The 24,020-nt window shown below is 42.0% G+C and carries 21 protein-coding genes and 2 pseudogenes; 9 read left to right on the forward strand and 14 right to left on the reverse strand.

What is annotated here, in order from left to right; translation table 11 throughout:
• Positions 1-227: pseudogene (locus tag PN447_RS01380) on the reverse strand (hypothetical protein); the annotation flags it as partial.
• 183 nt (positions 228-410) lie between these two features.
• On the opposite strand from PN447_RS01380, the gene ilvB reads away from it, so the two are divergent.
• Both ilvB and dacB read left to right on the forward strand, forming a co-directional pair.
• A complete protein-coding gene (gene ilvB, locus PN447_RS01385) occupies positions 411-2,303 on the forward strand; it encodes a biosynthetic-type acetolactate synthase large subunit (RefSeq protein WP_271760203.1) in 1,893 nt (630 codons plus the stop codon).
• Between the two features lie 143 nt (positions 2,304-2,446).
• A complete protein-coding gene (gene dacB / locus PN447_RS01390) occupies positions 2,447-3,910 on the forward strand; it encodes a D-alanyl-D-alanine carboxypeptidase/D-alanyl-D-alanine endopeptidase (RefSeq protein ID WP_271760204.1) in 1,464 nt (487 codons plus the stop codon).
• On the opposite strand, the gene tmk is transcribed toward dacB, so the two are convergent.
• The 3 genes from tmk to PN447_RS01405 all read right to left on the reverse strand — a co-directional run bounded on the left by tmk (position 3,907) and on the right by PN447_RS01405 (position 6,792).
• Positions 3,907-4,548: a dTMP kinase gene (tmk, locus tag PN447_RS01395; RefSeq protein WP_271760206.1), complete on the reverse strand. Its 642-nt coding sequence runs from the start codon at positions 4,546-4,548 to the stop codon at positions 3,907-3,909. The two genes, dacB and tmk, sit on opposite strands and share 4 nt — an antisense overlap.
• Before the next feature lie 541 nt (positions 4,549-5,089).
• Entirely contained in the window at positions 5,090-5,218 is a 129-nt protein-coding gene (locus PN447_RS01400; RefSeq protein WP_271760207.1) for a hypothetical protein, read from the reverse strand.
• Positions 5,182-6,792, reverse strand: coding sequence for a S8 family serine peptidase (locus PN447_RS01405; RefSeq protein WP_271760209.1), 1,611 nt, complete (start codon positions 6,790-6,792; stop codon positions 5,182-5,184). The genes PN447_RS01400 and PN447_RS01405 overlap by 37 nt, the downstream gene beginning before the upstream one ends.
• A gap of 193 nt (positions 6,793-6,985) precedes the next feature.
• Between PN447_RS01405 and rpe the strand changes: the two genes are divergently transcribed.
• Positions 6,986-7,693 (forward strand): ribulose-phosphate 3-epimerase, encoded by a 708-nt coding sequence (gene rpe / locus PN447_RS01410; RefSeq protein WP_271760211.1) that lies wholly within the window; start codon positions 6,986-6,988, stop codon positions 7,691-7,693.
• A gap of 46 nt (positions 7,694-7,739) precedes the next feature.
• Here rpe and PN447_RS01415 read toward each other — a convergent pair whose 3' ends face one another.
• A complete protein-coding gene (locus tag PN447_RS01415) occupies positions 7,740-8,243 on the reverse strand; it encodes a hypothetical protein (RefSeq protein ID WP_271760213.1) in 504 nt (167 codons plus the stop codon).
• Positions 8,244-8,270: 27 nt separating this feature from the next.
• On the reverse strand, positions 8,271-8,708 hold the full coding sequence (locus PN447_RS01420) for a hypothetical protein (RefSeq protein ID WP_271760214.1): 438 nt from the start codon (positions 8,706-8,708) through the stop codon (positions 8,271-8,273).
• Positions 8,709-9,058: 350 nt separating this feature from the next.
• On the opposite strand from PN447_RS01420, the pseudogene PN447_RS01425 reads away from it, so the two are divergent.
• A pseudogene (locus tag PN447_RS01425) lies at positions 9,059-9,628 on the forward strand (IS607 family transposase).
• Between the two features lie 52 nt (positions 9,629-9,680).
• Positions 9,681-10,886, forward strand: coding sequence for an RNA-guided endonuclease InsQ/TnpB family protein (locus PN447_RS01430; RefSeq protein WP_271760215.1), 1,206 nt, complete (start codon positions 9,681-9,683; stop codon positions 10,884-10,886).
• Positions 10,887-11,015: 129 nt separating this feature from the next.
• Here the strand turns inward: PN447_RS01430 and PN447_RS01435 are convergent, their stop codons facing one another.
• Positions 11,016-11,483 carry a hypothetical protein gene (locus PN447_RS01435; RefSeq protein ID WP_271760216.1) on the reverse strand — a complete coding sequence of 156 codons (468 nt, stop codon included), beginning with the start codon at positions 11,481-11,483 and terminating at the stop codon, positions 11,016-11,018.
• A 248-nt stretch (positions 11,484-11,731) separates the two neighbouring features.
• Between PN447_RS01435 and uvrB the strand changes: the two genes are divergently transcribed.
• The 3 genes from uvrB to PN447_RS01450 all read left to right on the forward strand — a co-directional run bounded on the left by uvrB (position 11,732) and on the right by PN447_RS01450 (position 14,248).
• On the forward strand, positions 11,732-13,729 hold the full coding sequence (uvrB, locus tag PN447_RS01440; protein ID WP_271760218.1) for an excinuclease ABC subunit UvrB: 1,998 nt from the start codon (positions 11,732-11,734) through the stop codon (positions 13,727-13,729).
• Between the two features lie 112 nt (positions 13,730-13,841).
• Complete coding sequence (locus PN447_RS01445) at positions 13,842-14,042, forward strand: type II toxin-antitoxin system HicB family antitoxin (protein WP_271732150.1); 201 nt, start codon at positions 13,842-13,844, stop codon at positions 14,040-14,042.
• Positions 14,039-14,248 (forward strand): type II toxin-antitoxin system HicA family toxin, encoded by a 210-nt coding sequence (locus tag PN447_RS01450; protein WP_271760220.1) that lies wholly within the window; start codon positions 14,039-14,041, stop codon positions 14,246-14,248. Before PN447_RS01445 ends, PN447_RS01450 begins: the two co-directional genes overlap by 4 nt.
• Before the next feature lie 68 nt (positions 14,249-14,316).
• On the opposite strand, the gene PN447_RS01455 is transcribed toward PN447_RS01450, so the two are convergent.
• The 3 genes from PN447_RS01455 to PN447_RS01465 all read right to left on the reverse strand — a co-directional run bounded on the left by PN447_RS01455 (position 14,317) and on the right by PN447_RS01465 (position 19,387).
• Positions 14,317-15,969: a GMC oxidoreductase gene (locus PN447_RS01455; protein ID WP_271760221.1), complete on the reverse strand. Its 1,653-nt coding sequence runs from the start codon at positions 15,967-15,969 to the stop codon at positions 14,317-14,319.
• Positions 15,970-16,480: 511 nt separating this feature from the next.
• Positions 16,481-19,102, reverse strand: a complete 2,622-nt coding sequence (gene leuS / locus PN447_RS01460) for a leucine--tRNA ligase (protein ID WP_271760222.1) — start codon at positions 19,100-19,102, stop codon at positions 16,481-16,483.
• A gap of 60 nt (positions 19,103-19,162) precedes the next feature.
• Positions 19,163-19,387, reverse strand: coding sequence for a hypothetical protein (locus PN447_RS01465; RefSeq protein ID WP_271732156.1), 225 nt, complete (start codon positions 19,385-19,387; stop codon positions 19,163-19,165).
• Between the two features lie 364 nt (positions 19,388-19,751).
• On the opposite strand from PN447_RS01465, the gene PN447_RS01470 reads away from it, so the two are divergent.
• Positions 19,752-20,555: a histidine kinase gene (locus PN447_RS01470; RefSeq protein WP_271760223.1), complete on the forward strand. Its 804-nt coding sequence runs from the start codon at positions 19,752-19,754 to the stop codon at positions 20,553-20,555.
• 87 nt (positions 20,556-20,642) lie between these two features.
• Here PN447_RS01470 and PN447_RS01475 read toward each other — a convergent pair whose 3' ends face one another.
• The 4 genes from PN447_RS01475 to PN447_RS01490 form a co-directional block, all read right to left on the reverse strand.
• The gene (locus tag PN447_RS01475) at positions 20,643-20,831 is read right to left on the reverse strand and encodes a YqaE/Pmp3 family membrane protein (RefSeq protein WP_271760224.1); all 189 of its coding nucleotides are present in this window, start codon (positions 20,829-20,831) and stop codon (positions 20,643-20,645) included.
• 50 nt (positions 20,832-20,881) lie between these two features.
• Positions 20,882-21,280: a phage holin family protein gene (locus PN447_RS01480; protein WP_271760225.1), complete on the reverse strand. Its 399-nt coding sequence runs from the start codon at positions 21,278-21,280 to the stop codon at positions 20,882-20,884.
• A gap of 308 nt (positions 21,281-21,588) precedes the next feature.
• On the reverse strand, positions 21,589-23,766 hold the full coding sequence (locus tag PN447_RS01485) for a Tex family protein (RefSeq protein ID WP_271760227.1): 2,178 nt from the start codon (positions 23,764-23,766) through the stop codon (positions 21,589-21,591).
• A gap of 102 nt (positions 23,767-23,868) precedes the next feature.
• Positions 23,869-24,020: WD40 repeat domain-containing protein (locus tag PN447_RS01490; RefSeq protein WP_442867066.1), on the reverse strand; the 152-nt coding region annotated here is incomplete at its 5' end.

Consider the following 24,020-nt stretch of genomic DNA (forward strand, 5'->3'; position numbering starts at 1 on the left):
AACATTCGCAGTGGTAGCGGTGGTGTGGATTCTAATTTGGTTTGAAATTCTAAATGTAAAATTCTACCTTGCAGTTGTAAAAAGGTGACATAATCGGCGCGGATGGGTTCTATGCTTAATTCAGTTTTGAGAACTTTGACATCCCCTTGCGGTGTCCCCAATACCCAACTGGCGAACGTTTGCGGGTGTTTTTCTGATAGTAGCTTGCAGAGATTGTCAAAGGACATGGGTAATAAATGGCTATCATATTTTGGTTGAAAGTGGTGTTCCTTGGTGGGTAAATCTCAAGAATTCTGGGTTTATGTCAAACTTTATATTTTTCTGGACAGTTTAAATTCAAGTTTTACATTAAAATGGAATACTAAATACAGAATTTACGCGTTAACTTAGCTATCGTCTGAGGTTTGACCGTGACCGTGCGCTTGCCATCCTTAACTAGTCTCCCACAAACCGAAAATCACAATCAGTCTGGTCAATCGCCAGTCGTCGCGCCCAAGCGTGTAACTGGTGGTTTTGCACTGCTTGACAGTCTTTTGCGCCATGAAGTTGAATACATTTTTGGTTATCCTGGTGGGGCAATCCTCCCAATTTACGATGACCTTTACAAAGTAGAATCCACTGGTGCTATTAAGCACATTTTAGTACGACACGAACAAGGTGCCGCCCACGCTGCCGATGGCTATGCCCGTGCTACTGGAAAGGTGGGAGTATGCTTTGGCACTTCTGGACCTGGGGCAACGAATTTAGTCACAGGCATTGCTACAGCCTATATGGACTCGATTCCCATGATTGTAGTTACAGGACAAGTGCCACGGGCTGCTATTGGTACGGATGCATTTCAAGAAACCGATATTTATGGAATTACCCTACCAATAGTCAAACACTCCTATGTAGTGCGTGACCCGAAAAACATGGCGCGAATTGTGGCGGAAGCGTTCCACATCGCTAGCACGGGACGACCGGGTCCTGTTTTGATTGATGTGCCTAAAGATGTGGCTTTAGAGGAATGTGACTATGTACCAGTAGAACCGGGAAGTCTGAAATTACGCGGCTATCGTCCTACGGTTAAGGGAAATCCCAGACAAATCAACGCCGCAATTCAGTTAATTCGTAACAGTCACCGCCCTTTATTATATGTGGGTGGTGGGGCGATCGCATCTAACGCACACGCAGAAGTTAAGGAATTAGCAGAATTATTTAATATCCCTGTTACTACAACCTTAATGGGGATCGGTGCATTCGATGAACATCATCCCCTGTCTGTGGGAATGTTGGGGATGCACGGTACAGCTTACGCTAACTTTGCGGTGACAGATTGCGACTTGTTAATCTGCGTTGGTGCTAGATTTGATGACCGTGTTACAGGTAAGTTGGATGAATTCGCTTCCCATGCCAAAGTAATTCACATCGACATCGACCCGGCAGAAGTAGGTAAAAATAGAGTCCCTGAAGTCCCAATAGTGGGGGATGTGCGCCATGTTTTGGTAGACCTGTTGCGTCGCTGTCAAGAAGGGGGAATCAAGCACATACCACATAAAAACCAAGAATGGTTAAATTTAATTAACCGTTGGCGACAAGACTACCCCTTACAAGTACCTCAACATCCCGACAGCCTTTCTCCTCAAGAGGTAATTGTAGAAGTTGGTCGCCAAGCCCCCAACGCTTTTTACACTACAGATGTAGGTCAACATCAAATGTGGGCGGCGCAATTCCTCAAGAATGGACCCAGACGCTGGATTTCTAGCGCTGGGTTGGGAACTATGGGTTTTGGAGTCCCGGCGGCTATGGGTGCAAAGGTCGCATTTCCAGATGAAGAAGTTATCTGTATTAGTGGTGATGCTAGTTTTCAGATGTGTTTACAAGAACTGGGGACGCTAGCACAATACGGGATTAATGTCAAGACAGTTATTTTAAATAACGGTTGGCAGGGAATGGTGCGCCAGTGGCAACAAGCCTTTTATGGTGAGCGCTACTCATGCTCTAACATGGAAGTAGGAATGCCGGATATTGAGTATTTGACCAAAGCCTATGGGATTAAGGGCATGGTAATTCGGAGTCGTGATCAATTAAAAGATGCGATCGCCGAAATGCTGGCACATAATGGCCCAGTCGTGGTTGATGTCCAAGTCACCAAAGATGAAAACTGCTACCCCATGGTAGCCCCTGGGAAAAGCAACGCTCAAATGATTGGTTTACCTATGCAACCAGCCAAAGCCAGAGTAGAACCAATTACTTGTAGCAATTGCGGGACAACAAATCACCCCACTCATAATTTTTGCTCTGAATGTGGAACCAAATTATAAGGAGCGGGACTGCACTACAGAGGTTTGACCATCCACATACCCTATATTAGGGGAAAGGGAAAATTAACGGTATTTATACGCAGAGGAACCAATCCTCTGCTTTTTTGTCACAGAAACTTAAGAATTACAAGTTACATTTATTTATGTCTAAAAAAATTACCATTGGCTTGCTGCTGTTATTTCTGAGTAGCCAAATTGCCATTACCCCCCAAACAGCCAAAGCACAGATACAAACATCAACCACACCCACCAGAAAAACAATTTGTCCTCTCCAACTCAGGTCAGAGGTAGAAACCATAACCAACAGGCCTGAATTTAGCCGGGTGCGGTGGGGAATTATCGTGAAAAATCTGGCTAATGAACAAACACTTTATCAGCGAGATGGTGAGAAATACTTTACCCCAGCCTCCAACACCAAATTACTGATAACAGCGGCCGCATTACAAGAGTTAGGTGGTAATTTTCGTATTCGTACCTCCGTTTATCAAGATAGGGATGGTGTTTTGCGTGTCTTCGGTAGGGGAGACCCCAGTTTAAAGATTCCGCATCTGCAAAAATTAGCCCAGCAGTTACGCCAGCAGGGTATTACTCAAGTCAACCAGTTGATTGCTGATGATAGTTATTTTCAAGGGGATATTGTCAATCCCAGTTGGGAATGGGAGGACTTAGCAGCTGATTATGGCGCACCAGTCAGCAGTTTAATTCTCAATCAAAATGCTTCTGTATTTCAAGTTTTGCCCCAAACCATCGGTAAACCATTACAACTGAAGTGGAATGAACCAGCAGATGCATTTGTGTGGCGAGTAGAAAATAATTCTGTGACTACTCAAAAAAATGAATCGGGATTTCTCAGAGTCAGCCGCAGCTTACACGGTCCAGTATTGCACATTCAAGGACAGATGGCTGTAAATTCCAACCCTAACATCAGGGCGATCGCGGTTTTTAATCCCGTCGAGCATTTCCTGCGTCACTTCCGCCAGACTTTGGTTAAGGAAGGAATTTTTGTACAAGATATATCTCACAGTACTGGTAGTCAAAACCAAAGGGAACTAGCAGCAGTGGAGTCTCCCCCCTTGTCTGAGCTATTAATAGAGACAAATGTCAATAGTAATAATTTATATGCTGAAGCCTTACTCAGGTCTTTAGCAATTAAACAACCAGGAGAAAATCATCAAACCACGGCTGATGCAGGTTTAGCAGTTGTCAAGAATAGTTTAACTCAGTTAGGAGTAGACCCTAGTAGTTACATATTAGTAGATGGTTCTGGATTATCGCGCAAAAACTTAATTAGTCCCCAAGCTTTGGTGCAGACTTTACAGGCCATGGCCAAATCACCACAAGCAGAAATGTTTCGGGCTTCCCTACCCGTAGCGGGGGTGAGCGGTACTTTACGAAATCGACTGCGTGACACTCCCGCAGTGGGAATTGTCCAGGCAAAAACAGGTACAATGACTGGTGTGGTGTCCCTATCAGGATATGTGAATAGTCCTAATTATCAGCCTTTGGCTTTTAGTATCATTGTCAATCATCATGAACAACCGGCTAGAGTTGTCCGCCAATCCATAGATGAAATTGTCCTTTTATTAACACAGTTACAGCCTTGTTAAGTGCAATTTAACAGTTGCAGTCTTTGGTGTAATATTTTCTGAATTACTTGTTGCACTGCTTCTGGAGTTAAACTACCATCTACCCGGACAATTTCAGAGGGATAGAGTGCGGCTAAATCTGCGTATCCTTGCTGAACACGCCGATGAAAGGCTATTGTTTCTTGCTCAATGCGGTCTAATCCCCCCACTGCTGCTTGTTTACGAGCTAGTCCCACTTCCACATCAACATCTAGCCAAATGGTTAAGTCACTTTCTAACCCTTCTGTGGCAATATGGTTGAGTTGATTAATTAAGTTGATGTTCAAACCCCGACCATAACCCTGGTAGGCAGTGGTAGAGTGGGTGTAGCGATCGCACAGTATATATTTTCCTGCTGCTAGATGTGGTTTAAGTTCTTGTGCAACGTGTTGGGAGCGATCGGCGGCATATAATAGTAATTCAGTTACCTGAGAGATGGGTATATTTTCTGGGTTGTTGAGTAAAATCCCGCGCAGATGTAGACCTAACTCCGTTCCCCCCGGTTCACGAGTCATGAGTACGGGAATACCCAGACTCTCCAACCATTGGGCGCAAAGCTGCATCTGGCTAGTTTTGCCGCACCCTTCTACTCCTTCAAATATAATTAATTTACCAGTCATAGTTTTTCTATCAGTTGAAAATACTGGAGACCAAGGCTAACTGACAAGCGTCCAGGAAAGTTTTACCTAAATTTTTTACACACAAAAAGGCAACTGCTAGCAGTTGCCTTTTTGTCAAAGTTAATACCATTCGACTTGTTTGATACCTAACTAAAAGACTGCAATGCTACTGTAAGCCGAGCATTTCCAGGATTACTTGGAACAAACATTGAGCGAATTGGTACCACTCCTTGCACTATATCAATAGTAACTCTTCTAGGATAAAATGCAACATTTTGTTGATAAAACTTTGTTAACCTCATCACCCACACCCCTGTCAATTAGAAGTGTGGTGGGGGGTATAACTGAGTCTACCCGCCCCGTAGAGCACTAGATACAGCAGATTTCATATAAGTGAGGTACAGTAGGGCGGGCAAGATGCCCACCTCACAAGATTTATGATATTAAGGTGTGTACTTGATTTACTTAAAAACTGCTGTATCTAGAAACTAAGACAAATTTGGTCATCAACATGAGAACAGGAAAGCTTTGTGATTTACACCTAGTGGTGAGTCACCCGTGGGTTTGAGTAGCGATCGCCTTTAGCAGCAGCGCTGGCGCGATCGCATAAAATTACTAAAATTACTGGGTTGACTATTTCCGGGGGTGAGATGTGGGAACAGTCCACCAAGCTAAACCATAGGGTTGAGTGGCTTGATGGAACCGTTCACGAAAGTGGACACGGATTTTATAATTACCAGTAGTGGGAACTGGGCAAAAAATATGCTCTACACTGTCAATTTCACTGACTGAGGCACAAATCACACCAGCATTGAGATTTTTTGCACCATCCCCTGGGATTAAATAGAGATCAAGGTTATTCAAACCGCCATCGCTGAAACTTTCACCCACATCATATTTATTGTTATTATTAGTATCATTGAGTTCAACCAAGCGATTCCAACTCAGAGTAATACTAACAAAGCTGCCTTGTCTTAAAGGTCTTCCCAGTGGGTAATCAACAGTATATCCCACATCCACAGAGCCATAATCCCAGCCAATAGCTGGTACTGTACTTGATGGTGGCCATTGACCGGATCTAAATTGCTGATAAGCGCGAAAAGTATTTAAATGACCGGTTCCCATTTGAGGATCTAAAGGAATTTGAGGATCATCATAAGCGTCGGAATCCAGCCAATTTTGATTTTGTTTATCAATCAGAGTCCGAGTCATACCCAGATGTAACCCATTACCCTGATCTTGAATTTTATCGGCTGAATTTAACAAAACAGCTTTCATCACTTCATGACGGCGAGCATCAATAGTCCAATTGGGTTTTTTTGCGCGTATTTGTCGGTCACCCAATTCCTGCAACAAAGCTACACTAGCCGTTACCTGAGGAGCCGCAAAACTTGTACCTGTAACCTTATTTAACCTACCATCTGGATTCAAGATGGGAATATTGCTTCCCGGCGCAACCAAACCGATAGAACCACGACCATCAATATTAAACTCCTTACCAGCTAACCGATTGCTAGATCGCTGGTTACCAGCTACCAGATTAGAAACATCAACCTTATTAAAAATCCCCCCCCTGGCAGATGAAAAGGCAACGTTAATCCCATTAAAGTTATCTGTAGGAATAGAAATTCCTCCTCTACCTTGATTACCGGCGATGGCATACAAAACATTATGAACACGACTAGACCAGTCAAGACATAAAGTTAGTAAAGCGTTACCATCTAAAACAGCATCAGGACGGGGATCACGACCTAGAGGTTCACCAAAACTAAAATTAATAGCGCGGACATCCTGGCCATTTTGCTGGGCGATGTGTTGTGCTGTTAAGCACTGTTCTGGCTGTCCCATATTTCTAGTGGAACCCACACCAGAGGAATATAATTGCGCCTGTGGCGCTACTCCTGGTAGAGCTTTGTCTTGACTAACCATTAGCCCCGCAACATTGTAGGCGTGGGAGTCAACACCAGTGTTAGACTTCGCTGGGGAATCGCGTAAAAATACTCCTGCTAATGATATGGCAGAATTTTCAGACACGGCTTTATCCCAGCCAAATATACCAGGACGTCCAATTTCGACCTGACCAATAGCAATTTTGCGCCCAAGTAGATTATAAGGAGGTTGATGTAATTTCAGGGCATTAATGCCATGAGAGCTTAAAGTGCTTTGTAAAGCTGAAGCCAGTACAGGCGCACTTACAAAAGAAGCACTCAGTCCCCAAATCATCCACCGTAGTTTTCTGCCCATTGTTTAATGCTGATTAATTCTTTGTGACTATTGATTGTTCCTGAAGAAAATTTCTTTAGCGTCCCTGTTTAGTGGTTGGTAATATATATTTTATAGTCCAGAATTCACAGCATGGAACGAAATTAATCTATAAGCATTTGGTCAAATTTTGTTAAAATGCTTACAGAAGAGAACGCTTTCAAACCCACGAACCATGACCCAAAAACCATCTCAAAAGCCCATTGTGATATCTCCATCCATCTTATCAGCCGATTTTAGTCGTCTGGGCGACGAAATTAGGGCTGTAGATGCTGCTGGCGCCGATTGGATTCATGTTGATGTCATGGACGGTCGCTTTGTACCTAACATTACCATAGGTCCTCTGGTTGTGGAGGCGATTCGCCCGGTAACAACCAAACCCCTTGATGTCCACTTGATGATTGTGGAACCAGAGAAATATGTAGAAGATTTTGCCAAAGCAGGGGCTGATATTATTTCTGTACATTGTGAGCATAATGCTTCGCCCCACCTGCACCGGACTTTGGGACAAATCAGAGAACTAGGGAAGCAAGCGGGAGTTGTACTTAACCCGGGGACTCCTCTAGAGCTAATTGACAACGTTCTAGACCTGTGTGATTTGATACTAATCATGAGCGTTAACCCAGGCTTTGGTGGTCAAAGCTTTATCCCCACTGTATTACCTAAAATTCGCAAATTGCGCCAAATTTGTGATGAACGTGGTCTTGACCCCTGGATTGAAGTAGATGGGGGACTGAAGGCTAATAATACTTGGCAAGTTTTAGAAGCGGGAGCCAATGCTATTGTGGCTGGTTCAGCTGTATTTAAAGCCAGTGATTACGCCGAAGCCGTGTCATCTATTCGTAACAGTAAGCGTCCTGAGCCACAATTGGCAAAGGTTTAACTTTAGCTGATGTGAATTACATCTCCCGAATTGAATTTGGGAGATTTTATTTGCGACCACCCAACCACTTAGCCGCAGCAATACCAATAAGTCCGGCGACAATGGGATTACTAAGAAACTTCATAATAGCCGGTTGTTCGGCTAACACGTCGCGGAAAATATCAGGGTGGTTGTGATAGGCGAAGGATGCAATTTTACTCACATCATCAGCAGTCATGCGGTTAGGGTTACGAGTGGAAAGATTTAACTGTTGTTCTAACCGTTTGTCGTCTAAACCTCTAGATTTAAATTCTTTAAAAAACTCTCTAGCGACATCATCCCGCTCATTGGGTTTGATTTGGGCGATCGCCTTTTGTAATTCTGGCTCCATTTGGCTAGAAGGGATTGTTTGGGTATTGATAGACTTACCAAACAGCTGACGACGTTGGTTAGGTGTAGTCCGCTGGGCAAAATCATCAAAGTTATCATAGGAAACATCATCAAGAGATTCTACATTTCCTTCAGACAAATCTTTGATAATTTGTCTTCTGTACTCTTCGCTACTTGTCACGTTACTTACTCCTTATTCCTGATTCCATTAGCTATACTGAATTTGATTGGTCGCCCTGTTATACTGAGTGGTCAAAATTAAGCGCTTATCTGGGCCATACACCAAAACAGTTAAGTTTTGCTCTGGGAAGTTTTTCTGAAAACCTTGAACTAAAGATTTTGCTAGAGGTCTCACCTCATTAGGACTGACCTGAGGAGAAATAACCACACCTAGCTTATTGTTATCCCGTACATAAGCATCCTGAATTAATCCCTGAGATGTTTGTACAACCCAGTCACCAAAACTTTGTCCAGTTGGGGTATTACCTCTTTCTAACTGTGCATAAGTTTGGTTACTACCAATAGGTGGGGTAGCAGTGCGGTCAGTTTCTCTGACAGTAGGGCCACCGCAAGCGGTAGTTATTGTTAACACTAAAACTAATATGAAAGCGATCGCAATTTTGCGACCCTGCTCCAGCAGATTCATTGTTTACCTCTAATAGTCAAATATTGACAAAGCAGCCGTGATTAGTGATTAATTAACTCCCTGGTATAATTCTCCCTCATAAAAATTGCTCTAGGTTCTATTTAAATTCCACTGAAATTACACTAAAAAAATCAACTAAAAATCATTGGGATTCGCCATGACACTGCCAAGTATTTTTAATTATCTTTATAATATAGTTGCAGGTTTCGACTACCATCTTCTGCCATAGGTTATATTAGATATTATGTATAAAAAGATTGAGGAGGTGTAACTAATTGTAACTTATTTGCTTAAAACGAGGAAATATTACTAAATCACGCTAGACTAAAAGTAGTTGATTTAATGAAGTTTTGATGCAGCATGTCACTCCCAAGGAAGCAGCTAAAATCCTTGGTGTCCATGTCTCCAGTCTCAGGAGATGGTAAAACGAAGGCAAGCTTAAAGCAATCCGTACACCAGGAGGTCAAAGGCGGTTCATCCTCGAATAAGTCGAAAAAATTGGGGGAATACCCAGGACAATTAAAACTATTTGCTATGGACGAGTATCGACTCATTCCCAGCAAGACGATTTGCAACGACAACTTGAACACTTACGCACAAGATACCCAGAGGCTGAAATTATTTCAGAAGTTGGAAGCGGACTCAGTTTTAAACGGAAAAAATTCCTCGCCATTCTGGAAAGAATCATCGACGGCGATATCCAACGTGTTGTCGTTACCCACCCTGACCGACTTGTCCGATTCGGATTTGAATTGGTTAGGTGGTTATGCACAAAATTTGAGTGCGAACTCGTGGTTCTCAATGACCGCCAGCTCAGTCCAGAACAGGAACTCCTACAAGATATGTTGTCAATCATCCACTGTTTCTCTAGCAGGTTATACGGGCTTAGAAAATACAAGTCAATCATCAAAGAAGACTGACAAAAAGAAGTCGCGTCACAAGAAATCGACAAAGCAGCCTCCGAACAGTGTATTGAAAATCAGGCTATTTCCTAGTAAAGAATTACATCGAGTCTGGAAGCGTTGGCTTGCCGCTTATCGTTATTACTTCAATCAGTGTATTAGTTATCTTCACAATAATTACGATACTCAAGTCAGACTAATTATTGATCAGAAAACTAGCACAGAAAAAGAAGTCAAGATATCTGCTGAAGAGTTAGATAAAATAGCTCAAACAATGAATTTACCCGAATGGGTGAAAACCTTACCAGGCCATCAACGTCAAGAAGCTTGTTTTGAGGCATTTGATGCCTTTAAACAGGCTCGCACTCAAGGTGGTAGCGCGAAATTTAAAAGCTGTAAAGCCACAAGCCAAGCTATTCAATTCAAGGTAGGCAATTTCAAAAATGCTACCTGGTATCCGCGCACAACCAAAGGTTTAGGTTTTACTACAATTGGTCAAACTATTCCTGAGCAGTGCGAATATGGTACAGAGCTTGTTTACCGTCGTGGTAAATGGTTTGGCTGCTTTCCTCAACATAAAGAAACCGTACCTACTGGTAGTGATAGGGTAATAGCACTAGACCCAGGTAATCGTACTTTCTTAACTGGTTTTGATGGCGAGAATGTCTTAGAGATTGCAACGGGAGACATCGGACGCATACAAAGATTGTGTCAGCACCTTGATAATCTCATAAGTCGTTCTACCAAAACAACGTGCCGTCAACGTAGAAAGATGCGTATTGCTGCTAATCGTGTCAGAGAAAGAATTCAGAACTTAATTAAAGATTTACATAACAAAGCTGTTAACTTGCTTGTTAATTCCTACAAGGTAATTTACTTGCCAACCTTTGATTCTAGTCAAATGGTGATTAAAAAACGTAGTGGGAAGAAACGCAAAATAAACAGTAAGTCTGTACGGCAAATGCTGACTCTTTCTCATTACAAATTTGAGCGACATCTTAAGCAAGCTGCACAAAGAAAAGGTGTAATAGTCGTTCTTTGTAACGAATCATATACCTCAAAAACCTGTGGTAACTGCGGTCATGTTCACTATAAATTAGGTGGGAACAAAGTTTTTAAATGTCCACATTGCGGAATACAAATTTCTCGTGATGTAAATGGCGCACGCAATATTTTATTGCGTGCTTTGCAAGCAACTGCCTTCACCGTGACGCATGATGAAATCATGCTTTCTGAGGAGTCAGAATTGACGGATGCCGTAGTTAATCTAGTTTAATCGCTTTGATTAGCTTAAAAGTTGCACAAAAGTAAGTTTATCCCTTAAGATTTTGCTAGATAAAAAAACAAAAAAAACCGGTTATCTCCAATAACCGGAAAGTGGTGTTAATTGCAATTAGTTTGAGAACTAATCTAGAAAACCCATGAGCACAGGGGCGTCATCAATCAGATTTGACGCTGTTGGACGATTACCAAAAGAAGTGTAATTATTGGCAATTACTAATGTACTTGAACCAATGGGACGAATACCAGATAGGTTGATAGTATCGACAATTTCAAATGTATGAGCGCCGATGGGACGAATTCCCATAATATTCACTGTATCAGCTATAGCCAATGTACTGATGCCAATAGGACGGATTCCAGAAATTTTGACTGTTCCAGCAATTTGTAAATCACTGCTTCCTATGGGGCGGACTCCAGCAACAGCCAGTTTCCCTTGCTCTTTGTGTGCCGGTAGATCGGAGCTTTTTTCGACGTTATCCGTATTCAAATTATTATCCTGCTTGTTTTCAACTGCCACTGTCTTTTCTCCCTTAAGCTTGGTATCCTGTTGTTGAGCATCGGTTTCTCCCCCAGTGCTACTAATACTCATAAACGGATACCTCTAGTTTATTAACTGGATTTTACAATAATTAAGGAAAAATGATTTTTCCCTACTCATCAAGAGTGTAACCTGAAATAACCTAGTAATGATATTAGTATCTTTTAAAGTGATACATAAGTAAATTTAAATTGTGATTAAATTGTAAATTTTTGTAAAATAGTATTGCTATTTATTACTTTTATGTCCTCAGTTCAGCAGGGCATAAACAGTGCGGTAAACATGAGATATGGTATTTTATGACAGGATTTTGTCTTCAAGCTCCATTTATTCCCACAGGAGATCAACCACGGGCGATCGCCCAACTGAGCGCCAGTATTGCAGCTGGTAACCGTTACCAAACTTTACTAGGGGCTACAGGTACAGGTAAGACGTTTTCCATAGCCGCAGTGATTGAAAAAGTGGGTAAGCCCACCTTACTACTAGCCCATAATAAAACCCTGGCGGCACAACTGTGTAACGAATTGCGGGAATTTTTTCCTAATAACGCGGTGGAGTATTTTGTTAGCTACTACGATTATTACCAACCAGAGGCCTATATTCCCGTTACTGATACCTATATTGAAAAAACATCTTCGATTAATGATGAAATCGATATGTTGCGCCACTCCGCCACGCGATCGCTGTTTGAAAGGCGTGATGTAATTGTAGTGGCTTCCATTAGCTGTATCTACGGTTTAGGTATTCCCGCAGAATATCTGAAAGCCGCCATCCCCTTGCGCATAGGTATGGAAGTAAACCAGCGGCAAATTTTACGCGATTTAGCATCAGTACAGTATAGTCGTAACGATGTAGAAATGAGTCGGGGACGTTTTCGCGTCCGGGGGGATGTCTTAGAAATTGGCCCAGCCTATGAAGACAGAATTATTCGGGTAGAATTCTTTGGGGATGAAATCGACGCTATTAGATATATTGACCCGGTGACCGGTGAAATTATCCGCAGTTTAGAAACTGTGAATATTTACCCAGCGCGTCACTTTGTCACCCCAGAGGAACGCCTAGAAGCAGCTTGTGATGATATTGCGGCGGAGTTAAAGCAGCACAAAGCCCAATTAGAACAGGGGGGGAAACTCTTAGAAGCACAACGCATAGACCAGCGTACACGCTATGACCTGGAAATGTTGCAACAAGTAGGTTATTGTAACGGGGTTGAGAACTATTCGCGTCACTTAGCGGGAAGACAAGCGGGAGAACCCCCAGAATGTTTAATCGATTATTTTCCCAAAGATTGGTTATTAGTCATAGATGAATCACACGTTACAGTACCACAACTTCGCGGTATGTATAACGGCGACCAAGCTAGGAAAAAAGTGTTAATTGACCATGGGTTTCGTCTTCCTAGTGCTGCTGATAACCGACCGTTACAAGCAGAAGAATTTTGGCAAAAAGTGAATCAATGTATTTTTGTTTCCGCCACCCCAGGAAATTGGGAGTTAGAAGTATCTCAGGGTCATATTGCTGAACAAGTAATTAGACCGACTGGGGTAGTTGACCCGGAAATTTTTGTACGCCCCACAGCAGGACAAGTTGATGATTTATTAGGGGAAATTCAAGACAGAGTAGAACGCCAAGAAAGGGTGTTAATTACCACCTTAACTAAAAAAATGGCGGAGGATTTGACCGAGTATCTCCAGGAGCAAAGTATCCGGGTGCGCTATTTGCATTCAGAGATTAATTCTATTGCGCGCATAGAGATTTTACAAGATTTGCGCGGGGGTAATTTTGATGTTTTGGTGGGGGTAAACTTGCTGCGGGAAGGTTTAGATTTACCGGAGGTTTCCTTAGTTGCAATTATGGATGCTGATAAAGAGGGCTTTTTAAGGGCTGAACGTTCCTTAATTCAAACTATTGGTAGAGCAGCGCGTCACGTCCGGGGACAGGCGATTTTATACGCTGACCGTCTCACAGATAGTATGGTTAAAGCCATTGATGAAACAGACAGGAGGCGGGGTATTCAAGTTGCATATAACCGGATGCACGGTATTACACCCCAATCTATTGTTAAAAAGTCAAGTAATGCCATTTTATCATTTTTAGAAGTTTCTCGCCGGTTGAATGGTAATGATTTAAAAGTGGTAGATGAACATATAGATGAATTACCCTTGGAACAGATTCCAGAGTTAATTGGGAAGTTAGAAGAACAGATGAAAGCAGCAGCCAAGAAATTGGAATTTGAAGAGGCGGCAAAATTGCGCGATCGCATTAAACATTTACGGGATAAAATGCTGGGAAGTTAAGTTTTACTTATGGGTGAAGGCAATACCCCGAAGACAAGGGGGGAAGTCAGCATACTAGTAAACCCGCCCGTAATACTAAAATGTAGGCATGACAATATTTTGAGTACTGGTTATGAAAATTAAAGTATTAATTTGGCAGGAAGATGGTGTTTGGTGCGGTTCTGTACCTGCTTTACCTGGTTGTCACACTTGGGGAGACAGCTACGAACATCTACTAGAAATGCTTGAAGATGCTGTTCAAGGTTGGTTAGATGTTGCTAGTGACCGAGAGGCGAGTGAAGCAGAAAAGCAATTGGTTGAGCTATCTCTATGAAATCTGTTTCAGGTAAGGAACTTTGCCAGGTTGTGGAACGATATGGCTGGGAGCTAAAACCAATTACTGGTAGCCATTACATTTATGGAAAAAAGGATCTTGAAGTCATCCTTTCCATTCCAGTTCATAGTAATCGTGATTTGCCAAAAGGAACTTTAAAAAGCATTTTGAAGGATGCTGGAATTAGTGAGAAAGATTTGGAGTAGCAATAATCACTAAGAATAAATTTTAGGTATCGCATTAAACATTTACGGGATAAAATGCTGGGAAGCAATTAATTCACTCCCATAATATTCTTGATATGGTCAGCTAACCTCATGGCTAAAGCAACAATGGTGAGTGTAGGATTAGCAAAACCTCCTGTAGGAAACACAGAGCTACTGGCGATGAATAGGTTAGAAATACCATGAACTTGGCAATTTCTATCAACAACACCCTGTTTCGGGTCATCATGCATCCTTGTTGTTCCCATGTGATGATGTAAACCAGGATGGATTAATTTTGGTAAATTGCCATTTCTTTCAATTTGTAACTCACCAATGCCAGCCAGAGCAATTTCTTGTTGTAAAATATCTTGGGTTCTATTGATGTGTTCAATATCAATTTCATTCCAACGCCAGTGTAACTTTACTCGTTGACGACCGAGGCGATCGCGATCGCCAGTGAGTGTTATACGATTATCAGGGTCGGGGACTTGTTCAGCTATTTGTAGAAGGGTAAAACCGGTAAATCGTCTTTCTTTATCTGGAATATATGACCAACCACTCCAAGCCAGACTAGGAACAAAAGGTTCCTGCTTGATAATTGCTCCGTAAGCAGCAGGTAAGATATAGTCAAGACCGAAAACAATATTTTTTAAGTGTTTGAGAATATCTTGACGTACTTGTGGGTTGTGTATTGATAACAGCAATGTTTTCAGGGAATTTGCAGCTTTTAACTGATGTAGTTTGGGAATAGGAAACATTAATGTACTAATATTTAGTAATTGTTGATTGTGCATACATTCTTCTGTCAAAGTTAACTTACCCATGACGGGAATGTTATTAACCCGCCGCAAATCATATAAAGCTGTTTTGTGAAAAATCTCTGGATTATTAGGAATTAATTTACCACCATCAACTAAAGAATGATCCATAAAGAATCTCCCTACTAGATCATTTTGATTACCTAAACCAGTTGTTTGCACCTTATTTGATAGTAATAATAAACGTGCCGCTTCTATACCACCTGTTGCTAGTATAGTAAATTTGGCACGTACCCAAAATTCTTTTCCAGATAAACAAGCCACCCTTAAACGAGTTACATTTGTGGCTGTTTCATCTGTCTCAATTTCCACTAGGCTAGCATTGAGATATGTGGTAATATTTCTGGCTTGCTGAATCACCTCACGGGAATCATGGGTAAATACAGCACGAGGACCAAACTGAAACATATTAGTAGTTACATTCCCAGAAAATGGCAAAGAAGGAGTTTGAGCCTCTTCCCAGTCCTGAGCATCATAACTAAAATTTCCCAGTTGGCAAAGTTGATGAGCGCGTTTATAAAAAGGATCAAGATGAGATTTATCAAAAGGCCAACCACTGTAAGGTAGCCAATCGCGCTTTTCAAAGTCTATTTTATCTAATGGGGCATACCTAACACCAATGACATTATTACCTATGCGAATTTTCCAAAAATTCGCAGTACCACCAAACTGAAAACACCGCTGACTTTCTAAGGTTTCAAAATGATTATTAACACTTTCACCTAAAGTAAGTGATTGAGTATTACGATCAAAATTTAATCCACCAGTTTCTAATAAAATCACCCGAAAATCTGTTCGGGCTAATTCACGCGCTAAAGTAATACCTGCTGGTCCAGCTCCAACAATACAAACTTCAGTTTCCAGAGTTTCATCTTGGGGTAATTTGCGTGCGTCAATTAACATTATAAAACCTCCTCTAAATCAAAATATGTTTTTTTCAAAAAGATTATTTGAAGGATTTTTTTTCATTGTTTCCTTTGTTGAATTAGATTGAATATGGCACAACTTTAGAGGATGTGCAACATTTAAATATTATTAATTTTTCCGGTTAAAATTGGGTAACCCTGTCAATATAAACGCTAACAGGATGTTTGGAAAGTCATGATTAGTGTATCAAATTCGGTGGTTGAGCGAAGTCGAAACCACGATACCCCCAATAATCTCTAAAATCTCTTGCGGTTATCTTAACCTCACTTCCTCCCCCTTAGAGGATGTTTTAAAAGGTATGATTAGTGTATCAAATATTGTTTTACCCCACCCTCACCCTCAATCCTTCGGTGTTCCCTGTTCCCTGTTCCGTAAAATAAAAATTACCTGTTGAAAACTTATCAAACATCCTCTAAGGAGCAACTAATACAATTTCAGCGATAATAGTGGGTTAAGTCAACCCTAACCCACCTAACAGACTAAATTATTAAGCAACTACAAAATTCACCAACTTTCCAGGAACCACAATCACCTTTTTAATTTCCTTACCCTCAATGTAACGTTGCACAACTTCTGAATCACGGGCGTATCTTTCTAACTCCGCCTTATCAGCTTGTGCGGGGACGGGAATATCTGCACGTTTTTTACCGTTAATCTGAATTACCAAAGTAATTTCCTCAGCTACCAAAGCTCCGGGGTCAAAAGATGGCCAAGTTTGAGTGTGGATAGAACCAGTATTACCCAAGGACTGCCACAATTCCTCAGCAATGTGGGGGGCAAAAGGAGCTAACATGAGCACTAAAGTTTGAACTCCCTCAGCATAAATAGGGGAATTTTTGCACTCAGCATCAGTCAGAGCATTACTTAACTTCATCAATTCCGAAACAGCGGTATTGAATTGATATTCATCTTGTAAATCTTCCGTCACCCCTTGAATAGCGGTGTGGATAGCGCGCCGTAATTCCTTTTCTGGTTTAGTTAAATCAGAAAGTTCTGGCTTTTTCCTGCATACCCCAGCGGTAGCATAATCTGTGACCAAGCGCCATACCCGATTTAAAAAGCGAAATTGTCCTTCTACATCTGCTTCGTCCCATTCCAAATCCTTTTCTGGCGGTGCTTTGAACAGGATAAACATCCGCGCCGTATCCACACCATACTTACTAATCACATCTTCCGGTGCTACACCATTACCCTTAGACTTAGACATAGTGGCATAGAGGCGTTGTAATGGTTCACCTGTCTGGGGGTCGCGGGGGTCTGCTGGGTTGACTAAATGAGAGGGAACCCATTTATCTTTACCGCTCTTATTGGGGTTCATATAAGTTAAACCCTGTACCATACCCTGAGTCAACAACCGGGCGAAGGGTTCATCAAAGTTAAGTAAACCTCTATCCCGCAGCACCTTAGTAAAGAACCGGGAATATAACAAGTGTAAAATGGCGTGTTCAATACCACCAACATACTGGTCTACAGGCATCCAGTCATTAGTTTTAGCGGGGTCAAAAACTTGTTCTGTATTCTGAGCATCGGGATAGCGTAGGAAATACCAAGAAGAATCAATAAAGGTATCCATGGTATCGGTTTCTCGGCGAGCGGGAGTACCGCAACTAGGACAGGGAACATTGACCCAGCTTTCCAACTGAGTTAAAGGTGAACCCCCACGTCCGGTTAATTCCACCTCTTCCGGTAACCTGACGGGTAAATCCTCATCGGGGACTGGTACTATGCCACAGTTGGGACAGTGAATAACTGGTATAGGTGCGCCCCAGTAGCGTTGTCGGGAAATTAACCAATCTCGCAGGCGGTATTGTATTCGCAGTTTACCAAAATTTTCTGACTCAGCATATTTAATGATTGCCTCTTTGGCATCTGTGGAACTCATACCGGTGAAAGACCCGGAATTAATTAAAATTCCTGGCTCAGTATATGCCTGATTGTATTCAATATTAATAACTTTGGTGATTTCATCTGTGGGTGATGTGGGCGTTAAGTCAAAATCTGCCACATCATCGGGGGAAGCAATGACAAACTCAATGGGTAAATTATAAACACGGGCAAATTTAAAATCTCGCACATCATGAGCAGGTACACCCATAACTGCCCCGGTACCATATTCATACAGTACATAATCGGCGATCCAAATGGGTACTTGTTCCCCGGTAAAAGGGTTGATGACTTGGCCACCAGTGGGGATACCGCGCTTGGGTTTGTCTTCGGCGGTGCGTTCTAACTCGCTTTGCTGGGAAACTTCTTGAATAAATGCTTCTACAGCTGGTTTTTGCTCCGGGGTGGTGACCACACGGGTTAAAGGGTGTTCGGGAGCTAATACTACATAGCTGACACCATAAACTGTATCTGGGCGTGTGGTGTAGACAGCCACCTTTTCATCCTTTCCCACTACGGGAAATTCTAAATAAGCGCCTGTAGACTTACCAATCCAATTAGCTTGCATTAACTTGACCCGTTCGGGCCAACCGGTTAATTTATCTAAATCGTTGAGTAATTCTTCGGCGTAGTCGGTAATCTTTAAAAACCACTGGCGCAATAGTTTTCGCTCAACTTTTGCCCCACTGCGCCAAGAACGACCTTCGTTATCTACTTGCTCGTTAGCTACCACAGTTTGGTCTACGGGGTCCCAGTTTACTGCTGCTTCTTTTTGATAAGCTAGCCCGGCTTGCCAGAACTGCAAGAAAATCCACTGTGTCCACTTATAATAGTCTGGTGAACAAGTAGCAACTTCGCTGTCCCAGTCGATAGACAAACCCAAACGCTTTAATTGCTGCCGCATTTGGGCAATGTTTTGATAAGTCCACTGGGCTGGTGGTACTCCCCTGTCAATGGCGGCGTTTTCTGCTGGTAAACCAAAGGCGTCCCAACCCATGGGGTGGAGTACCCTATATCCTTGCATTCCCTTGAGGCGTGCAATTACATCGGTAATAGTATAATTACGGACATGACCCATGTGGAGGCTGCCCGATGGATAGGGGAACATGGAAAGGGCGTAGAATTTTGGCACTTTAGTATTTGCAGATGTCTTATCTAGGCCAAGTTCTGCCCATGTTTGTTGCCATTTTTCCTCAATGTCTGCTGGGTTATATCGGGAATCCACCAAAATTCTCCTACAGGACTATAATCGTGTTTGCTTCAATATTATAGATGCTGGGGAATGTTAGAGGGCTTCAAAGTCAGCTGTAAACCCGGCAAAGTTGGTACACTCTTCTTGAAAAGCTTCTGCATCGCTGACATCTTCTATTTTATATGCCATGATTCTTGTACCATCTGGCATTTTTTTGGAAGAAATACATTCGCCTTGATATTTGTCTGATATGCTTTTGAAGTTGGCGCCGTGTTGTTTCCAAGCGTCACCGGAACAAGTTACATTTACCCGCCACATAATTTCTCTCATTTACTAGCTATTAATACTTATTATCTCACATGGGTGGTACATATTTTTGAGGTTTACCGTTACGCAGATTTGATTCTAGGGGTAAGTAGGTGAACAGAAAAAAACCGAAGTATGTAACGAAGAGTAAAGTGTCCCAAAACCTCTTCTCTGTTCCCCGTTCCCTGTTCCCTTGTCATAACGACAAATTTTAATGCCTACTTACTTATGTATTAGGTATGAGATGCTGTAGTCGTAAATTATCAGGATTTTCTATCTCTGGGATGTGTTTATTTTTATAACTATCTTCCATAATGCACATAGAAGATGTTGTTTGTGTCATTCATGTTTGTGATTTAAATAGGAAAGGTTAAAAATGTCGAAGAATGTTAAGGAGCAAATTACTATCGATTTGCAACAGGTTAAAGAAACTGGACAGTTAAGAACTCAGCGAATCCGCGAAATTGTTAAATCTGCTGTTTCTCAGCTTAGTTCGGAACTGAAAGCAGGTTCTAGTGATATTCGTTATCTGGTAAAAGATGCGGTTTTTGCTGTGGTGGAAAACTTTCAACACAGGGGGGCGGAAATTAAGGAAGATGTCACAGCTTGCATTGAGGGGGCGTTGGAAGGGGTTAATAGCAAACGACATGACACTATTGTAAAAACTCAGGGAGAAGTTAAGAAGCTACAAGCACAATTGGATAGTGAAGAGGAACAAATTCAGCAAGAAGTTGATGGGATTTTAACGGAAATTGCAGAGACTAGCAAGGATAAAACTGAGGATACTAAAAATGCGATCGCTTCTGCTATTAATACCATTAAAGATAGTGAGGAGGTAGCTTTACTTAAGAAACGTTATGCGCAATTGCAAGCTCAATTAGCTATTGTCCGGGCGAATTTAGCTGCGCGTTATGGCGGACGGGATGGTGAGGTTAAGGATTATCTAGATGAGGCAAAACATTGGTATGATCAGGCTCGTCCCCAAGCTGAGGCTATGGCGACACAAGTGGAGGAACAGCGATCGCACCTAGAAGATAAACTAGGGGAAGCTGGCGCTGCTATGGCCAGAAAGGAGCGTCAAATTAAACAAACTTTACGGGAGTTGTTACTATCTACTGCTGAGATTTTTAAAGATGAGACACCTACTGATAATAAACAGGAGGAACTAAGTCGTAAGTAGTCTTGACAAATGTTGAGAGAAATTCATCAGCCAAGAAATCAGGGTGGTTAATTACCACCCTCTTTAAATGGAGACGCTCATTTTAATTTAATAACTACGTCCTTGTTCATTGAGTTCTTGATGTTTAGCAATTACCCAAACTGCATGGATGCTACCGGGAAGCCAGCCTAAAAGTGTGAGTAAAATGTTAATTAACAAAGTTGGACCAACGCCAACTGTGAGAAACACACCTAAAGGAGGAAGGAATAAGCCTAAAAGTAAGCGACCGATTTTCATGATTTGGCGATTTTATTTAATGAGGTTTTTGTGCAAATTGTGTAGGATGCTTATCTGGAGGGTAATTCGCCTTGACTATTAACATCACTACTGCTTAAAACAGGATATCTTTCAGCCAAATACTTGTTAATGAAGGTATTAGCAAAAGATAAAATTACCGGACCCAGAAAAAAGGCGATAACTCCCCGGACTGCGAACCCTGGAACCACCACCGCAGCTAACAAGAAACAAAAACCGTTAACTACTAGGGAAAATGCTCCGAAGGTGAGGAAGTTAAGGGGTAAAGATAAAGCAGAAAGGACTGGTTTAATGGAACTGTTGATCAAACCAATGACTAAACCAGCAATCATAGCTGCTGGAAAATTAGCAAGATTTACACCCGGTACAACTAAATCGACAATTAACAAGCTCAAGGCTGTGGCTATGACCGTTAAAAGTGTTCCCCACATTGTTTTTACCTAAAAATAACAGATGGATTCTTAACGATTCCTGGTATTATTTTCAGATCAATACTTATATTTTCCATCTTGAATAAGAGGGATTATGTTTCTACCATTGGGTTGAGAGTGTCTTTGTAGGGTTGTTTTATAAGTTTTCAACAGGTAATTTTTATCTTAGGGAACAGGGAACAGGGAACAGGGAACAGGGAACAGGGAATGAGGAATGGGGAAGGGGGAACAAACAAAAAAACAATCAAATCCAGTCCCCTCCCCTTATAAGGGGAGGGTTAGGGTGGGGTCAAACAATAGTTAATACACTAATGATCACTTTTGAGAGATTCTCTAACAGCTTTCATCGATAAACTAATACGGTGCAACTTTTCGTTAACTTCCAATACCCGCACCTTCACAACTTGTCCCACTTTAACAACTTTCTGGATATCATCGACAAATCTATCAGCTAGTTGGGAAATATGCACTAAACCATCTTGATGTACGCCAATATCCACAAAAGCGCCAAAGTTAGCCACATTGGTAACTATTCCTTCTAATTCCATCCCTACCTGTAAATGACTAATTTCTGTAATTCCTTCTCTAAAGGTGGCGTATTTAAATTCGGCGCGGGGGTCTCTACCTGGTTTCTCTAGTTCCCTGATTATATCCCTGAGTGTAGGTTCCCCAATGCTGTCGGTGACGTATTTCTTGAGGTTGGTTTTTTTCAGCTTGGCTGCAATTTCTGTAATCTGATTTAAGGATATATCCAAATCAGCGGCGATCGCCTGCACCACAGAATAACTTTCGGGATGGACTGCGGTATTATCTAAAGGGTTATCACCGCCACGAATCCGCAGAAAACCCGCAGCTTGTTCAAAAGCCTTGGGTCCCAACTTCGCCACTTTTAACAATTGTCTGCGGTTCTTAAAGGCTCCATGCTCGTTGCGATAGGTGACGATGTTATTGGCTACTGTGGCTGTAATTCCCGAAACAAAAGTTAACAGTTCCTTAGAGGCGGTGTTTAAGTCTACCCCCACATAATTAACGCAACTTTCCACAGTTTCATCAAGTTTCTTTTTCAGCAACTTTTGATCAACATCATGTTGATATTGTCCCACACCGATAGATTTAGGGTCAATTTTCACCAGTTCCGCCAGGGGGTCCTGTAATCGGCGACCAATACTAATAGCACCGCGCACGGTAATATCTAAATCAGGAAACTCTTCTAATGCCACTTTACTGGCAGAATATATTGATGCTCCCGATTCATTGACGATAACTTTAATGGGTTTGGGGTCTATATCTTGTAAGACCTGGTTCACAAACTCATCGGTTTCCCGGGAAGCTGTACCGTTACCGATCGCAATTAACCTGATTTGATATTGTGTAATTAAATTTTTGAGAGTTTGTACAGCTTTATCCCGTTGTGCTGACCCTTGGTGAGGAAACACCGCCTGATAGGCTAAAAATTTTCCTGTTTCGTCAAGTACCACAACTTTACACCCGGTTCTAAAACCTGGGTCAATCGCCAGTGTGGGTTTCATTCCCGCGGGTGCTGATAACAGTAACTCTCGCAGGTTGGCTTCAAAGGTTTGAATTGATTCTATATTTGCGTAGGTTTTTTTCTGGGAAATCACCTCACCCATAATGGAGGTTTTCATCAGCCGATTAAATGCGTCTTTGACCATGGCTTGATAAAATTCCCGAATTGTGGGATTTTTGGTTTTAATTTCCCTTGCTTCTAGATAGTTGAGTACAATATCTTCATCAAAAGCAATTTCATAATTTAAGATTCCCTCCGCTTCACCGCGACACAAAGCCAGGAGGTTATGGGGGGCAATATTTTTTACCCCCATCTGATAGTTGCGGTACATCTCAAACTTGGTTGTACCTTCGGGATAATCTTTCTTGATCTGAGAGATAAATACCCCTTTCTCCAGAAAATAATCACGCAGATATGCCCTTAATTCGGCTTTTTCTGCCACCTCTTCCGCTAAAATGTCAGCCCCGCCCTTGAGTGCTTCCTGTGGTGTGTTTACTTCCTGAGTCTGAGAAACATACTGCATTGCTGCTGTTTCTAGTGATGCTGTGGGACTTTGAGGGACATTGAGAGATTTAATCAACTGGGCTAAAGGTTCTAAACCCCTTTCCCTGGCAATGGTAGCACGGGTGCGCCTTTTTGGTCGATAGGGTAGGTATAAATCCTCTAATTCGGTTTTTTGTAAGCAGGATGTAATTTTGGCTTTGAGTTCTTCTGTGAGTTTACCTTGTTGGGCGATCGCATTGAGAATTACCCCCTTGCGTTCTGCTAACTCTGTTAAATAAGCATAGCGCTCAAACAAATCTCGCAGTTGTACCTCGTTCATTTCCCCAGTGCGCTCCTTGCGGTAACGTGCGATAAAAGGAACCGTCGCACCTTCTGCTAACAGTTCCAAGGCGTTTTCGATTTGTTCAGGTTTGAGGTTTAATTCAGTCGCCAGTAGTTGAGGAATATTCAGCATAAGGTGTTTAACTTAAGAAATGTTGCTCCTCCTAAAAATGTAATAGATATCTGCGCGCAACAATGTTTGACAACGCATATTTATTTTTTGGAGATGTTAATATTACCTTAACGGCCAAATTTTGATAGTCTTGTCATAACTCCCACTAGCTAGGGTTTGACCATCCGGGCTAAATCCTACAGACCTCACCCAGTCAGAATGTCCAGTGAGGGTGTGAGACAGCTTACCTGTCCTCACATCCCACAGTTTGATAG

Source organism: Anabaena sp. CS-542/02 (assembly GCF_028331085.1).
GTDB lineage: Bacteria > Cyanobacteriota > Cyanobacteriia > Cyanobacteriales > Nostocaceae > Anabaenopsis > Anabaenopsis arnoldii.

Excerpts from the sequence above, each read along its gene's own strand:
- dacB (WP_271760204.1), top strand. The coding sequence starts at position 2,447 with ATGTCTAAAAAAATTACCATTGGCTTGCTGCTGTTATTTCTGAGTAGC.
- tmk (WP_271760206.1), bottom strand. The coding sequence starts at position 4,548 with ATGACTGGTAAATTAATTATATTTGAAGGAGTAGAAGGGTGCGGCAAA.
- PN447_RS01405 (WP_271760209.1), bottom strand. The coding sequence starts at position 6,792 with ATGGGCAGAAAACTACGGTGGATGATTTGGGGACTGAGTGCTTCTTTT.
- rpe (WP_271760211.1), top strand. The coding sequence starts at position 6,986 with ATGACCCAAAAACCATCTCAAAAGCCCATTGTGATATCTCCATCCATC.
- PN447_RS01420 (WP_271760214.1), bottom strand. The coding sequence starts at position 8,708 with ATGAATCTGCTGGAGCAGGGTCGCAAAATTGCGATCGCTTTCATATTA.
- PN447_RS01435 (WP_271760216.1), bottom strand. The coding sequence starts at position 11,483 with ATGAGTATTAGTAGCACTGGGGGAGAAACCGATGCTCAACAACAGGAT.
- uvrB (WP_271760218.1), top strand. The coding sequence starts at position 11,732 with ATGACAGGATTTTGTCTTCAAGCTCCATTTATTCCCACAGGAGATCAA.
- PN447_RS01445 (WP_271732150.1), top strand. The coding sequence starts at position 13,842 with ATGAAAATTAAAGTATTAATTTGGCAGGAAGATGGTGTTTGGTGCGGT.
- PN447_RS01450 (WP_271760220.1), top strand. The coding sequence starts at position 14,039 with ATGAAATCTGTTTCAGGTAAGGAACTTTGCCAGGTTGTGGAACGATAT.
- PN447_RS01455 (WP_271760221.1), bottom strand. The coding sequence starts at position 15,969 with ATGTTAATTGACGCACGCAAATTACCCCAAGATGAAACTCTGGAAACT.
- PN447_RS01465 (WP_271732156.1), bottom strand. The coding sequence starts at position 19,387 with ATGTGGCGGGTAAATGTAACTTGTTCCGGTGACGCTTGGAAACAACAC.
- PN447_RS01470 (WP_271760223.1), top strand. The coding sequence starts at position 19,752 with ATGTCGAAGAATGTTAAGGAGCAAATTACTATCGATTTGCAACAGGTT.
- PN447_RS01475 (WP_271760224.1), bottom strand. The coding sequence starts at position 20,831 with ATGAAAATCGGTCGCTTACTTTTAGGCTTATTCCTTCCTCCTTTAGGT.
- PN447_RS01480 (WP_271760225.1), bottom strand. The coding sequence starts at position 21,280 with ATGTGGGGAACACTTTTAACGGTCATAGCCACAGCCTTGAGCTTGTTA.
- PN447_RS01485 (WP_271760227.1), bottom strand. The coding sequence starts at position 23,766 with ATGCTGAATATTCCTCAACTACTGGCGACTGAATTAAACCTCAAACCT.